This window comes from Oscillospiraceae bacterium, from assembly GCA_025758045.1.
In the GTDB taxonomy this organism is placed as follows: Bacteria; Bacillota; Clostridia; order Oscillospirales; family Ruminococcaceae; genus Gemmiger.
On record CP107208.1, the window covers coordinates 845,128 to 858,600 of the forward strand.

10 protein-coding genes are annotated in these 13,473 nt (G+C 62.4%); 6 read left to right on the forward strand and 4 right to left on the reverse strand.

Translation table 11 applies throughout. The features are described 5' to 3' along the window. Positions 1 to 53 precede the first annotated feature (53 nt). Both OGM81_04100 and OGM81_04105 read right to left on the reverse strand, forming a co-directional pair. A complete protein-coding gene (locus tag OGM81_04100) occupies positions 54 to 995 on the reverse strand; it encodes a hypothetical protein (GenBank protein ID UYJ44325.1) in 942 nt (313 codons plus the stop codon). Between the two features lie 189 nt (positions 996 to 1,184). Next, positions 1,185 to 2,666: a hypothetical protein gene (locus OGM81_04105; GenBank protein ID UYJ44326.1), complete on the reverse strand. Its 1,482-nt coding sequence runs from the start codon at positions 2,664 to 2,666 to the stop codon at positions 1,185 to 1,187. A gap of 170 nt (positions 2,667 to 2,836) precedes the next feature. Here OGM81_04105 and OGM81_04110 point away from each other — a divergent pair, with 170 nt between their 5' ends. The 4 genes from OGM81_04110 to OGM81_04125 all read left to right on the forward strand — a co-directional run bounded on the left by OGM81_04110 (position 2,837) and on the right by OGM81_04125 (position 6,513). After that, positions 2,837 to 3,397 carry a DNA-3-methyladenine glycosylase I gene (locus OGM81_04110; GenBank protein ID UYJ44327.1) on the forward strand — a complete coding sequence of 187 codons (561 nt, stop codon included), beginning with the start codon at positions 2,837 to 2,839 and terminating at the stop codon, positions 3,395 to 3,397. A gap of 261 nt (positions 3,398 to 3,658) precedes the next feature. Then, on the forward strand, positions 3,659 to 5,158 hold the full coding sequence (locus tag OGM81_04115; protein UYJ44328.1) for a glycoside hydrolase family 28 protein: 1,500 nt from the start codon (positions 3,659 to 3,661) through the stop codon (positions 5,156 to 5,158). A gap of 75 nt (positions 5,159 to 5,233) precedes the next feature. Further along, positions 5,234 to 5,791 carry a TIGR01440 family protein gene (locus tag OGM81_04120; protein ID UYJ44329.1) on the forward strand — a complete coding sequence of 186 codons (558 nt, stop codon included), beginning with the start codon at positions 5,234 to 5,236 and terminating at the stop codon, positions 5,789 to 5,791. Then, positions 5,791 to 6,513, forward strand: a complete 723-nt coding sequence (locus OGM81_04125; GenBank protein UYJ44330.1) for a YggS family pyridoxal phosphate-dependent enzyme — start codon at positions 5,791 to 5,793, stop codon at positions 6,511 to 6,513. Before OGM81_04120 ends, OGM81_04125 begins: the two co-directional genes overlap by 1 nt. Positions 6,514 to 6,642: 129 nt before the next feature. On the opposite strand, the gene OGM81_04130 is transcribed toward OGM81_04125, so the two are convergent. Next, positions 6,643 to 8,718 (reverse strand): elongation factor G, encoded by a 2,076-nt coding sequence (locus OGM81_04130; GenBank protein ID UYJ44331.1) that lies wholly within the window; start codon positions 8,716 to 8,718, stop codon positions 6,643 to 6,645. A gap of 274 nt (positions 8,719 to 8,992) precedes the next feature. Next, a complete protein-coding gene (locus OGM81_04135) occupies positions 8,993 to 11,281 on the reverse strand; it encodes a SpoIIE family protein phosphatase (protein UYJ44332.1) in 2,289 nt (762 codons plus the stop codon). Between the two features lie 218 nt (positions 11,282 to 11,499). Between OGM81_04135 and OGM81_04140 the strand changes: the two genes are divergently transcribed. Beyond that, on the forward strand, positions 11,500 to 13,272 hold the full coding sequence (locus OGM81_04140; GenBank protein UYJ44333.1) for a sel1 repeat family protein: 1,773 nt from the start codon (positions 11,500 to 11,502) through the stop codon (positions 13,270 to 13,272). 32 nt (positions 13,273 to 13,304) lie between these two features. Next, positions 13,305 to 13,463: a binding-protein-dependent transport permease gene (locus tag OGM81_04145; protein ID UYJ44334.1), complete on the forward strand. Its 159-nt coding sequence runs from the start codon at positions 13,305 to 13,307 to the stop codon at positions 13,461 to 13,463. Positions 13,464 to 13,473 lie beyond the last annotated feature (10 nt).

Genomic DNA, 13,473 nt, shown 5'->3' on the forward strand with positions numbered 1-13,473 from the left:
GCCCCTTCGGGGCACCTTCCTCCCAGAGGGAGGCTCTTTAACAGTCTACTTATTTACCCTATATCCGTAAAAAGTTCTTCTGTCCAGTCCGGCAGGCCATACTTTTCATCCAGGTGGAAGCCATCAAAGAACTGCGTATCATCGTCGGTAATGCAGCTGCCGTTCCACTCGTAATCCAGCAGGGTGCAGCCAGTCTCGGCGGCGATGGCGTGCAGTTCGGGCAAGACCTCATCCTGCATGGCCTCGGTAATGCCGAACGGATCGCACACCTCGGTGCGCACATTCTCGGCCATGGGCGGCAGCACGATGGTCAAGGCGATGCCTTCGTTCTGGCAGCGGGCGGCCAGCTCGGCCAGGCGGGTCAGCTGGGCTTCGTTCAGCGTCCAGCTGCGGCACTTGGGGGTGATGGTGGCTGGGTAATCGTACAGTTTGCGGTGCAGCGGCAGGGTAGTGCCATCGTCCGCCAGATAGTCTGCGGCGGTCCAATCGCCGGATTCAATGGTATCCGGCGTGCCCTTCAGGGTGTCCATCGCCACGGTCAGGGCGTTGACGTTGTATTCGAGATTCAGGCAGTAGGCCAGAGGGTTGTTCAGCGTTTCCTCCAACGCCTGGAAGCGGTCGGTGTTGTACCCAGCGTTGAGGGTGTAGAACGAGACTTCCACCAGCAGGCTGTCCACCTGATTGCCGGAATCCAGCACGTAATCGGCCAGGTCCAGCGTTTCTTTCAGCGATGCACCGCCGAAAGCCAGATTTTGCCACGCCTTGCCGCTGACCTGCTCGACCCGGGCCATATCAAAGTGGGCCAGGCGGCTGTCGCCCAGGATCAGGTTGGTGCCCGGCTCCTGCTGGTAGGCCCGCACCCGGGCCACCGGCTGGCTGGAGGTAGCGGAGGCTTTCACCCCAAAGTAGTTGTTCGGCTCAAACGCCGCAAAAAACACGAACCACACCACGACCGGGATGCAGAGCAGCGCCAGTTTTTTCAGGATATTTTTCATTGGGCGAAAACCTCCTTTCTTTTTAAACCGTCAGCATCGGCGGACATGCGCCGCCGATGCTGACACCTCTTGAGCAAAAAAGTGCATTTTTGTGTCGTCAGGCGTGAAAATGTGCTTTTTGCGACGGGGTGAATCCAAAGGAGGGGTGCAGCCACAAGCGATGAACCCCTTCTTTGAGCGCGAAGCGCGTTAAAAGTTTGCATACATGCCAAACCCGGATGCCCCGCCAAAGCCGCCGTTTTGCATGATATAACCTACCAGCAAACAAATTACTAATACGTAGTAAATCCCCCAGCGGTGCTTTTCGTTGGCCAGGCAAATTTCGGACGGCTTATTTTTATAGGTAAAGGCGCGGCGGGCGTCAAGGGCAAAGCCCAGGGCCAGCGTAACCACCACAAAGGCGTAGTAGGCCGCCACCATGATGGTGTTGGCGTAGAACCCGTTGTAGGCCGCGCCGTACAGCTCGGCCCCAAAGCGGGCCGGGGACCAGCCGGTGAACCAGCCGCCCAGGTAGGCGAAGGCATCCCCCGCCGTTAAGCCCGCACCGGACATGCCCACGCAGAAAAACACCATGCTGATGGTCCACAGCACAAACACGCCCGCACGCTTGGCCCACAGGGTTTTAGCCGGGGCTTTCTTTTTGGGCTTGCCGAAGCGGCGGTGCATCAGTTCCTCGCCCAGGCGGTAGCAGGCCTGCAGCAGGCCCCAAATAACAAAGGGCAGCGTGTTGCCATGCCAGAAGCCGGAGACAAAAAACACCGTGAACACGCAGAATTCTGCAGGAAGACGCCGGATCTTTCCGCCCGTCAGGCCTGAGACATCGGCCCAGGCCAGCGGCATAAACAGGTAGTCCTGCAGCCAGGAGGAAAAGCTGATGTGCCAGCGGCTCCAGAAACCGGAAAAGTTGGTGGCAAAAAACGGGGTCTTGAAGTTTTCGGGCAGATTCAGCCCCAACAGCAGGCCCACAGCCCGCGCCACTTCAGAGTAACCGGAGAAGTTAAAATACAGCTGGAACGTGTAAAAAATTGCTGCCAGGATCAGCATTGGCCCGCCGTAGCTGCGGTAGTTGGGGAACACCTCATCCACCACCAGGCCCAGCACATCGCTGATGGCCACCATTTTAAACAGGCCCAGCGCCAGCAGCCGCAGGCCGCGCACCGTGCGGGCGGCGTCAAAGCGATGCTCCTGCTTAAGCTGCGGCAGCAGGTCCCCGGCGCGGCAGATGGGGCCTTGGGTGATGGTGGCGAAAAAGTTGAGATAAAGCACACAATCGATGAAGTTGGTCTCGACCTCGCAATCGCCGCGGGCAGCGTCGATCAGGTAGCTGATGGCCGCGAAGCTGTAAAAGCTGATGCCCAGCGGCATAGCCACAGCCTGCCAACCGCCATCGGCGGCAAAAGCGCCGTTATATTTAAAGAAAGCCAAAATTACCAACAGGCCGATCACGCCCACCCGCAGCGCCGCTGTTTTGTGCCGCTGCATCGCCCGGCCGCAGGCGTAGGTACACGCGGCAATGGCGATAGTGACAGGCAGCATGGCGGGCATGGCCTTGGCGTAAAAGTACCAGCTGGCCGCCAGCAGAAACGGATTCTGCCAGCGCTGCGGCAGGTGCAGGTACACCGCAGCCACGATCAGCAAAAAGCCGAAAAAGCCAATGCTTTGCAGGCTCATACGGCACACCTCCCCAGAATAGTGATTGTAACATCTTATTATACACAATTCAGGGGCAGGGTGCAAGCCTTGCTAAGCGTGTTATACTATAATTATAGGCAGGGACACACCGTGTGTGCCTGCGGGCCGATGCAAGCGGCCCTTACAACCTCTGGCAAAGGAGCTATGCTATGACCTGGTCCGATGGAAAATGCAGGTGCCGTTGGGCGAACCCGGGCAACCCGCGGTATATCCGCTACCACGACGAAGAATGGGGCGTGCCGGTGCACGACGACCGCAGGCTGTTTGAAATGCTCATTTTAGAGGGCTTCCAGGCCGGGCTTTCGTGGGAGTGCGTGCTGAACAAGCAGGAGGCTTTCCGCCGGGCGTTCGACGATTTCGATTGGGACAAAGTCGCCGCCTACGATGAGGCCAGGCAGGCCGCGCTGTACGCCGACCCCGGCATCATCCGCAACCGGCGCAAAATTGCGGCGGCCGTAGGCAACGCCGCTGCGTTTGCTGCTATCCGGCAGGAGTTTGGCAGCTTTGATAGCTACCTTTGGCAGTGGACCGGCGGCAAAACGCTGGTGGAGCGCGGGCCGACCACCTCTCCCCTGTCCGACGCCATCTCGAAAGATTTGAAAAAGCGCGGCATGAAGTTTGTCGGCTCCACGATCATTTACGCCTATTTGCAGGCCGTGGGCGTGCTGTATGCCCACGAGCCGGGCTGTTTTTTGGAGGCAGCACCCTAGGGTGTATCTGAAAAGTCCTCAGCGCTGTTCAATTCTACTAAAAAGCACATCTGCTGCGTTGCTCATCCTTGCAGCTGTTGCTTTTCAGCGAATTTTCCAGCACTTTTGACTTATCAGATACACCCTAGCGAAAATCCGCCCCCGGTGGCCCCCAAATCTTGGCAAGTTTTGCACCTTTTCGCCTGTTGTTTTCTGTGTTACAATAAAGGCAGAGAATGAGGAATATGCACAAAAACCATTGCATCATCGAAAGGAACCCCCATGTTTGAAACACATGTTTTTGCACGCAGTACCGCACATTCTGCCGTGCTGTACTGGGATAAGCCTGCGGCTGCCGGGGCCGGGGCGCAATATACCGTCTATCTGGGCGGCCAGCCCGTGGCCACCTGCGGCCGCACCCACTTTACCCTGACCGACCTGCGCAGCCAGAGCGACTACCAGGCCGACGTGTTTTTCGGCCATCAGTGCGTGGGCAGCTGCGTATTCCGCACCACACCGGTCAAGAACCGCCTCGATGTGACCGAGGCACCGTTCTGGGCCAAGGGCGACGGCAAAACAAAAAACACCGCCGCTTTGCAGCGTGCCATCGACGCCTGCGGCGGCGGGGATGCCGTGTACATTCCCGCCGGCATCTACCTGACCGGCGCGCTGCGGCTGCACAGCAACATGGAGCTGTACCTGGACGAGGGCGCCATCTTGCAGGGCACCGCCGAGATCGTTGACTACCAGCCCCGCATCCCCAGCCGGTTTGAGGGCACCGAGATGCGCTGCTACTCAAGCCTTTTGAACCTGGGCACGCTGGACCACGCCGCCGGGCCGAACTGCGAAAACGTGGTCATCCGCGGCAAGGGCACCATTGCCAGCGGCGGCCGCGAATTGGCTGAGAAGATCATCGCCGACGAGCAGGAGCACCTGAAGGACTACCTGGCCGAGCACGCCGCCCTGGTGGCCGAGTGCGAGAACGAGCGGACCATCCCCGGCCGGGTGCGGCCGCGGCTGATCAACATGAGCAACTGCCGCAATGTGTGGGTACACGGCCTGACGCTGAAAAACGGCGCCAGCTGGAACCAGCACATGATCTACAGCGACAACATCACTACCGACCACTGCCGCTTTGTATCCGAGGGCGTGTGGAACGGCGACGGCTGGGACCCGGACTCCAGCACCAACTGCACGCTGTTTGCCTGCGAGTTTTCCACCGGCGGCGACGCTGTGGCCATCAAGTCCGGCAAAAATCCCGAGGGCAACAACATCGGCCGCCCCAGCGCTCATATTTATGTGTTCGATTGCCGCAGCACCGCCGGGCACGGCATCTGCCTGGGCAGCGAGATGAGCGGCGGCATCGAGGATGTGCAAATTTGGGATTGCGACCTGACCAACAGCTGGTCGGGCATTGAGATCAAGGCCACGCCCAAGCGCGGCGGCTATGTGCGCGGCGTGTCGGTGCGGGACTGCACCGCCTCCCGCCTGCTGGTACACACCGTGCCCTACAACGACGACGGCGAAGCGGCCCCCCGCCAGCCGGTATTCAGCCATTTGAGCTTTGAGCGGTTGACCCTGACCGGCCGCGGCCTGCGGGACGGCAGCTTTGAGAACGTGGAGCCGATTGAGCTGGCAGGCTTTGACGCCCCCGGCCACGAGCTGCGGGACGTGGTGCTGGACGGCATCACCGTGGAGAACGAGACCGGCACCATGACCCTGCCGGTGCAGTACTGCCGCGGGCTGACCATCCGGGACCTGACCTGCGCGGCCCGCAAATAACCTTAGCAAAACGGTGGAAGTGTTTTCGTGTTCTCGTTTCCGCCTACAAAATAAAACGTATCAAGGAGGTTTATTATGGAACTTTCTGAACTGACTGCCCAGGCCCGCAAGGCCACCGAAGAATTACTGGAAGCCGCCCATCTGGAGACCGGCGATGTTTTCGTCGTCGGCTGCTCCAGCAGCGAGATTCGCGGCGGGCGCATCGGCCATGATTCCAGCATGGAGGTTGCCGCCGCCGTGCTGGCCGGGGTGCTGCCCCCGCTGCAGGAGCAGGGCGTCTACCTGGCCGCCCAGTGCTGCGAGCATCTGAACCGCTCGATCGTCATTGAACGCGAAGCCGCCAAAAAGTACGGCTATCAGATCGTGGCTGCCGTGCCGCAGCCCCACGCGGGCGGCAGCTGGGCCACCAACTGCTGGCGCACCTTTAAGGACCCTGTGCTGGTGGAGGAAGTGAAAGCCGCCGCCGGTATGGACATTGGCGGTACGCTGATCGGCATGCACCTGCGCCGGGTAGCCGTGCCGGTGCGCTTGTCGATGGATCACATCGGTGAAGCAATTTTGCTGTGCGCCCGCACCCGCCCGCCGTTTATTGGCGGCAGCCGCGCGGTGTACAGCGACACGGAGGTGCGTTGATGGACGAAGCACAGAAGCAGGCAATGGCCGAGGCCGTTGCCAGGATCCGCGAGAACATGACCACCGCCGCCAAGGCCGCAGGCCGCGATCCCGGCGAGGTGCTGCTGTGCGCCGCCTGCAAAACCCGCACAGTGGAAGAAGTGCGATACAGCGCCGATTTACCCATTGACCTGTTTGGTGAAAACCACGTGCAGGAACTTGTGGAAAAGACCGACGCCGGGGCTTACAACGGCAAGCCGGGGCATTTCATCGGCCACCTGCAGACCAACAAGGTCAACAAGGTGGTGGGCCGCGCCGCACTGATCCAGAGCGTGGACAGCACGCGGCTGCTGGATAAGATCGAGGCCGCCGCCGAGCGGCTGGGCATCACCCAGGAGATCCTGATGGAGATCAACATCGGCGCCGAGGAAAGCAAGAGCGGCGTTGGCCCGGATGACCTGTGGCCGCTACTGGATGCTGCCGCCGCCAAGACCCACATCAAGGTGCGCGGGTTGATGGCCATTCCGCCCGCCGATGCCGATGACACCGCTACCCGCCGCTTTTTTGCTGAGATGCGGGAATTGCTGGCAAAGGCCGCTGCCCGCGGGTACGAAAATGCCCGGATGAATATTTTGTCCATGGGCATGAGCCACGATTATGCCGCCGCCATTGCCGAAGGTGCGACGATTGTGCGCGTAGGTACGGCGATTTATGGGGCAAGAGATTATAGTAAAAAGAAGTAACCCATTTTCCGTTTCCTCACAACATATAATCAACATACAAAAGAGCGATGCAGTTTCCCACTGCATCGCTCTTTGTTTTAGGAAATATTAAAAGTTTCTTTGCCTACTTTCTTTTCCAAAGAAAGTAGGTTAGTCCTCGTCGGCGAAGTTGCCGAGGGCTTTGGCCTGCTCGATGACCTTGGCTTCCAGCATCTGGGGCAGAGTCTCGTAGCGGACGAAATCGAAGGTGTACCAGCCGCGGCCCTGGGTCAGCTGACGCAGGAAGGTGGTGAAATCCTGCATCTCGGCGATGGGCACCTCGGCCTCCACGACCTGCAGGCCGTCCTCATCCGGGTTCATGCCCAGCACACGGCCGCGGCGCTTGGTGACCTCACCCATGATATCGCCGGTGTTGTCTGCCGGGACATGGGCCTGCAGGGACCCGATGGGCTCCAGCAGAACAGGGCCAGCTTCAGGAACAGCGGCCTTGTAGGCCAGCTTGGCGGCCATAATGAACGCCATTTCACTGGAATCCACAGGGTGATAGCTGCCGTCCAGCAGGGTGGCTTTCAGGCCGACCATCGGGTAACCGGCCAGCACGCCGTGCTCGGCCGCCTGGCGGACGCCCTTTTCAACAGCGGGGAAGAAGTTCTTCGGTACGCTGCCGCCGAACACGTTCTCGGCAAACTCGATGTCCTCGCCCTCGATAGGCTCGAACTGGATCCAGACATCACCGAACTGGCCGTGGCCGCCGGTCTGCTTCTTGTGGCGGCCCTGGGCCTTGCAACTCTTGCGGATGGATTCGCGGTAGGGCACGCGCGGGGTTTCCAGCGTGATCTCGACACCGAACTTATTCTTCAGCTTGGCAAGGGCGACTTCCAAATGCTGGGTGCCCAGGCCGCTGATGATCTGCTGCTTGGTCTCGGGATCGACCACGAAGGTGATGGCGGGATCTTCCTCAATCAGGCGGGCCAGCGCGCCGCTGACCTTGCCCTCGTCGCCCTTCTTGGCGACCTTGACGGCCATGCGGTAGCAGCCGGTGGGGTAGGCGGGTGCGGGCAGCGCCACCACGCGGGCGGGGTCGCACAGGGTATCACCGGTCTTGGCGGTGGCCAACTTGGAGACAACGCCAATGTCGCCGGTGGTGATGGCAGCCGTGTCGGTCTGCTTTTTGCCGCAGACGATGAGGGTCTTGCCCATGCGCTCCGGCTGGCCGGTGCGGGCGTTGACAGTGTTGCTGGCGGCGGTCAGCTTGCCGGACAGCACCTTGATAAAGCTCATCTTACCCACGAACGGGTCGGCCACGGTCTTAAAGACGTAGGCGCACAGCGGGGCAGCGGGATCGGCAGTGATGTCGACAGGGTTACCGTCCTTATCCTCGCCCACGGCAGCGGCGGTGTCAGCGCCGGGCAGCAGGACGTTCATGTTGTACAGCAGCATATCCAACGCCTGGTTGTTGACGGCACTGCCGCAGAATACGGGGGTGATCTGGCCGCTGCGGACGCCCGCGGCCATGCCCTGGACGATCTCCTCGGTGGTGAAAGGCTCACCCTCGAAGAACTTTTCCATCAGGGCTTCGTCGGTCTCGGCGATGGCCTCGCTCATGGCCTGGATCAGACCCTCGAAGCGGTGGCCGATGTCGGGCAGGTCGATCTGGACCTGCTTGCCGCCCTCGTACTTAAAGGCTTTCTGGCTGAACAGGTTGATGTAGGCGACGGTGCCGTCGTCCAGGCGGACCGGCACAACACAGGGGCAGACGCTGGGGCCGAACTTGATCTTCATCTGCTCCAGGATCTTGAAGCAGTCGGCGTTTTCCAGGTCGGCTTTGGTGACAAAGACCATCCGCGCCTTGTTGTGTTTAATGGCCAGCTGGTAGGCTTTCTCGGCGCCGACGGTGACGCCGGAACGGCCGGACACGCAGATCAGCACGCTTTCGGCGGCCATGATACCCTCGGCTGCGCCGGTCTCGAAATCGAACAGGCCGGGCACATCGATGAGGTTATATTTGATGCCCTCGTACTCAACGGGGACAACGCTGGAGTTCAGCGATGCCTTGCGGCGGATCTCTTCGGGGTCGAAGTCGCTGGCGGTGGTGCCGTCCTCAACACGGCCCATGCGCTCGGTCGCGCCGCTCATGTACAGCAGGGCTTCGGTCAGCGTGGTTTTGCCGCAGCCAGCGTGGCCGGCGACCAGAATGTTGCGGATGTCTTTGCTTGCATAGTCCATGGAACAATCAAACCTCTTTTCGCGCCGGGGGCCCGCCATGCGCTGCGTGCCCGCTGCGGCGTTTTAAATTTTACAGAGAGCAGGCTCTCTAAGTGGTGAATTTGAACACATCTCACCGATTGATACTACTTTACCACAGATTTGCAGAATTTTAAACAGTTTTTTTGAAATTTCTGAAAATATTTTGTGAAAACAGATATTGAATGTATTTTTGTGGGGGTGCGCGCGGATACCGGCCCCGCCTACCTTGCGGCAGGGCCGGGCTGCTGCCTGTTCACCCGGCTTTGCCAAGCGCAAACACCGCTACGGTGATGTCATCCTGTTTTTCCCCGGCCCGTCGGGCGGCGGCATCGGCTATGGTTTCGGCGGCCTGCTGCGGGGTGTGGCCCAAGCGGGCGCAGAGCTGCAATTGCTGCGTCAGCCATTCGGTGCCATCGGTCAGCGCACCGTCGCTGACCAGCACCACCCAGTCCCCGCTGTCCAGCGCAAAGGTGGTGCTGCGGCCCACGAGACTTTCCAACACGCCCATGGGCAGGCTGGCGCCCTCCAGCATGCGGGGCAGGCCGCCCCGCACCAAAAAGCTGGGCGCGGCCCCAGCCTTGAACAACCCCGCCCGGCCTGTGTAAAGATCCACCGTCAGCAGGTCCAGCGTGGCGCCAGATTCCTGCTCGGCGCTCTTTAGGCCCAGCGCCACGTTGACCAGCCGCGCGGCGCTCTCGGCGGCAAAGCCTGCCCGCAACAGCTGGCCCGTCAGGCGGGCGGCCATCTGGCCGTCCACAGCGGCGGCGCGGCCGGTACCCATGCCGTCGCACAGCAGCAGTTGGGCGCGGCCGCTGGTATCGCAAAAGCAATCCAGCGCGTCACCGCTGACGTTCTGCCCCTTAGCCGGGCGTCCTGCGGTGCCAAACGTCGCCGTAAACAACGGCCGTTCGCCAAAAGTCAGCATTGTGACCGTGCGGCAGTGGGTAACTTCCGGCAGGTCCATGTCCCGGCGGCAGATGCGGCTCACCTCGGCGGTCAGGGCCTTGATCTCCTCCTCGGTAAACCGGGTGCGGGCGATGGTCACGGCGGCAGTCAGACGGCCTGCCAGGTCGGAGGTAACGCTGCACTCCAGCGCATCCAGCCCCAGCCCCGCAAAAAGCTGGGCGACTTTTTCCTCCCGCCTGGGATCGGGCAGGCCCGCCTGGCCCAGTTTGCCCGCCAGCTGCGCCAGTGCCCCCGCCATGGCGCTGTACTGCTCGGTCAGGGCGGTGCGCAGCATGGAGGCCCGCGCCCGCGTCTGGCGGCGGCTGCGCCACAGCCGATACCCATGATTGGCCGCCGTACACAGGTCCGCCGGGTGGATGCACACCGACAGCTGCCCGGGCAGGTCCTCCACCTCCACGCGGCCCCGGCTCTCCAGCATGGGCTTGAGTTGGTACAGCCCGTCCATGGCCGTGGCATAGCCCCGCACCCAGCACCGGCTGCGGCGGGTGCAGGTCTGGCAGGTGGTGCGGGCGATGTGCTCCACCACGAAGTCAAAGTTTTCCCCTTTGGGCGGCATCTGGCGGGTGCAGACGGCGTTGACCGTGTCAGCGATGTCGCTTAAGGTATCCGCCACACCGGCCAGGCGGCGGGCGGCACCGCTTAACCCCTGGGTCTGCACCGGCGGGGCGGGCGGCGGAAACACCACCCGCAGCCACGCCCCCGGCACAGCCAGCGCCGCGCCGAGGCCCACAGCCCCGGCCACAAACAGCGGCAGCACACCGGCGGCATCGGGGGCGGCCAAGGCTCCCAGCACGCAGCCCGCCGCAAAAACGCCAGCACAGCGCAGGCGCTCGCCGGGGTAAAGGCAGGCTGCCGCCAGGCTTCCCAGTGCCACCGCCAGCGCCGCGTAGCAAAGGTTCGGGCTGGCCGCCGTGATGGCCGCCGCCAGCGTGATGCTGACCACAGCGGTCTCCTCCAACGTGCCGGCAAAGGCGGCGCACAGCCCGGCTGCTGCGGCCACCGCCAGGCCCGGAGCCAACGGCCCGCGGGCACACCGCTGCAGGCAGGCGGCCGCGATGGCCAGCCACAGGCACAGCCCCCGCGGCTCCCGGTAAGGGAAACGGCGCATCAGCCAGGCAGACCCCGCCGCCAGCAGCGCCGTGGTGCCGGTGGCCGCCGCCTGGGACAGGTCGACGTAGCCGCCCGCGAAAAAAAGTACGGCCGCCTGGACCAACGCCAGCGCCAGACACCCGGCCCAGATGCCCGCGTTTTTCGTGTTGGGCTTGTCCTGCAGCAGCCGCCGCACCGCCACAGTGGCCGTGAGCGCCGCAATAACCTTGACCCCCAGCACCGCAGGCTGAAACGCCAAACTGCTGATGAGCACGCCACCTGCCGCGGCAAACAGGTAGAGCGGCGGACAGACCATCGTGAAGGCCAGCCCAAAGGGTGCGGCCCCGCCGTAGACCTGCCCGGCCCCCAGCACCAGCCCCGTGGCGGCCGCCGCCCCCTGCCACAGCAGCGCCGCCCCGCGGGCACCGGGCAAGATAGCAGGCAGTTGTACGTTTGTATGCAGTTTTTCTCCCAAATAAGTAGCCATAGCAGCATGTCCCCCTTTATCTATATGCCGATCGGTGCCATTACCATACCACGCCCGGACGTTTGTTTTTGCCGCAGAGCGGGGAAACCCGATAAAGCTTTGCAAACAGCAATAATTACCGCCGCTGGGACACGCCGCGCCGAAAAAGCGCCGCGAAGCCTTTTTTTCGGCGCACAGCTATGCTACAATGTTTATAATTGAGGGAAAGGAAGCGTTTTATGGAGATCCATCATTGCGAGAACCCGGTCTGCCGGTTTGTGACCCGCCATGCGGTCCCCGACATGTGCCCGCTGTGCGGCGGGGCGTTCTTTCAGCCCAGCGATGGCAGCGACTTAGTCGCCGCCGATTGGGTGGCTCTGGGCATCGAGTCCAAAACCGACGGCCGTTTTGATGACGCCTTTTCTGACTTTGAAAAAGCCGCCGCCGAGGGTGACGCTGCCGGGCAGTGCATGCTGGGCCTGGCCTACGAGACCGGCGAGGGCGTGGCCCAAAGCTGGCCGGATGCCGTGCTGCTCTACCGCGCCGCCGCGGGCCAGGGCCACGCCCAGGCCCAGTGCAATTTAGGCTGGTGTTATGAGTTCGGCAAGGGCGTGCCCCAGGACGCCAAGGCCGCGGCCCGCTGGTACGGCGAAGCCGCCCTGCAGCACGACCCCCGGGCCGAGTATTGCCTGGCCATCTGCTACACCAACGGCACCGGCGTGGCAGCGGACCCCGTGCGCGCCGTGCAGCTGTATACCCTATCCGCCCAGGCGGGGTTTGTGCCTGCCATGCGCAACCTTGCACAGATGATCCATTTAGGACGCGGCACCGCCAAAAACGACGAAGCTGCCCTGGCCTGGTACCAAAAGGCCGCTGCCCAGGACGACGCCCGTGCCCTGTTTATGTGCGGCCAGTTTTATGAGAAAGGCTTTGGCGTGGAGTCCAACGCCCCGCTGGCTGCCGACTTTTACCTGCGCGCCGCCAGGCAGGGCTATGCCCCGGCCCAGGCCTGCTATGCCATCTGCCTGGAGTGCGGCCGCGGCGTACCCGCCAACCCCACCGAGGCCGTGCAGTGGTACACCCGCGCCGCCCGGCAGGGGGACACCCAGGCGCAGTTTGCCCTGGCCGTCTGCTGCGAGCAGGGCACCGGCACGCCCCAAAGCTGGGGGGACGCCATCCGCTGGTACAGCATGGCCGCCGCGCAGGAGCTGCCCCAGGCATTGTTGAATCTGGGCCTCTGTTACGAGCGGGGCGCTGGCGTGCGCCGCAACCCCGAGGAAGCCCTGCACCTGTACCGCCGCGCAGCCCGGCTTGGCCTGCCCGCCGCCGAGAACCGCATCGGTGCCCTGTATGAGCGGGGCGACGGCGTGGAGCAGAGCTGGCCCACCGCCACGGCCCATTACCGCCGCGCCGCCGAGGCCAACTACGCCCCCGCCCAGTGCAACCTTGGCTGGTGTTACGAGTACGGCCAGGGCGTGCCGGAGGATCTGACCCTGGCCGCCGCATGGTACGGCAAGTCCGCCGCCCAGGGCTTCGCTCGGGCGCAGTGCTGCCTGGGCTGGTGCTATGAGTTCGGCAAAGGTGTGGAGCTGGACGAGGCCCGGGCGGTAGAGCTGTATCGCGCCGCCGCCGAGCAGGGCCTGCCCCGCGCCCAGTGCTGCCTGGGCTACTGCACCGAGAAAGGCATCGGCACCGAGGCCGACCCCGCAGCAGCCGCCGAGTGGTACCGCCGCTCCGCCGAGGGTGGGTATTCCCGGGGAATGTACAACTACGCCTGCTGTTTTGAGAACGGCACCGGCGTGAAAAAAGACCTGCCTCTGGCCCAGCAATGGTACGAGCGCGCCGCCAAAGAGGGCCTGCCCGACGCCATGTACGAGCTGGGCGTCTGGTACGAGGACGGCCGCTGCGGCCCCAAAGATGCCGCCCAGGCCCTGGCCTGGTACAAAAAAGCCGCCGAGGCCGGGCATGACCGGGCCCGGAAAGCGGTGGAGCGGATGGAAAAGCTGGTGTGACAAATCGAAATTTGACAAAGGAGTGTGATTATATGGGTAAAGCGATTTTGGCAGTAATTGTTACATTGATTGTTGGTTATTTAGGTACGGTCGTAGGACTTGAACTTTTAGGTAATTGGGATGAGTTTGGATTGCTCATTGCTATTGCAGTAATGGGTGCTTTTATCATCTACTTCAATGACAAGAAGTAAGACAACTTCC